This is a genomic window from Actinomadura sp. HBU206391 (genome assembly GCF_014323665.1).
Classification (GTDB): domain Bacteria; phylum Actinomycetota; class Actinomycetes; order Streptosporangiales; family Streptosporangiaceae; genus Actinomadura_C.
This window is the reverse complement of record NZ_JABVEB010000576.1, coordinates 1-733: the sequence shown is the minus strand read 5'-3', so window position 1 is coordinate 733 and position 733 is coordinate 1. Positions and strand designations below refer to the sequence as shown.

The following is a 733-nucleotide window of genomic DNA, read 5'->3' as shown; positions in this document are numbered from 1 at the left end:
TCCGCAAGGGTCTTCGGTTTCGCTTGTGCTGGCGAACCTGTTCATGCACTACGCGTTCGACGCTTGGCTGGCCCGCGAGTTCCCGGCTGTGGAGTTCGAGCGCTATGCCGACGACGCGGTCGTGCACTGTGCGACCGAACGCCAGGCCCGCCAGGTCCTGGCGGCGCTTGCGAACAGGATGGAGGAGGCCGGGCTGCGGCTGCACCCCGACAAGACCAAGATCGTGTACTGCAAGGACGGTCGACGACGCGGAACACATCCGCACACCTCGTTCACCTTCCCTTGGGTTCACGTTCCGCCCGCGCGGGGCTCGCAACGGCACGACCGGCAGGATGTTCCTGTCTTTCTCGCCTGCGATCAGCAAGGACGCCCTGACCGAAATCAGCCAGGAGGTCCGCCGCTGGCGGCTTCATCGCCGGATCGGGTCCACCTTCGCCGAGCTCGCCAAGATGATCAATCCAATCTTGGCGGGCTGGATGCATTACTACGGCCGGTTCTACCGGTCGGCGCTGTATCCCCTCTTGATGCGTATCAACGCCTACCTGGTGCGCTGGATCCGCGACAAGTACAAGCGGCTGAGGAGGAGACGAAAAGCCTTCGAGTGCATGCAGGGAATCGCCGTACGGCATCCCCGGATGTTCACGCACTGGACGTGGGTGACCGCAGCCTCCCTGGTCTGACGATCAAGATGACAAGAGCCGTATGAACCGAGAGGTTCACGTACGGATCTGTG

At 62.8% G+C, this 733-nt stretch carries 1 protein-coding gene and 1 pseudogene; both read left to right on the top strand.

The window, feature by feature from the left end; translation table 11 throughout:
- Positions 1-43: 43 nt before the first annotated feature.
- A pseudogene (locus HKK72_RS43075) lies at positions 44-187 on the top strand (group II intron reverse transcriptase/maturase); the annotation flags it as partial.
- Positions 188-332: 145 nt separating this feature from the next.
- Positions 333-680 carry a group II intron maturase-specific domain-containing protein gene (locus HKK72_RS40420; protein WP_222721711.1) on the top strand — a complete coding sequence of 116 codons (348 nt, stop codon included), beginning with the start codon at positions 333-335 and terminating at the stop codon, positions 678-680.
- The last annotated feature ends 53 nt before the right edge of the window (positions 681-733 follow it).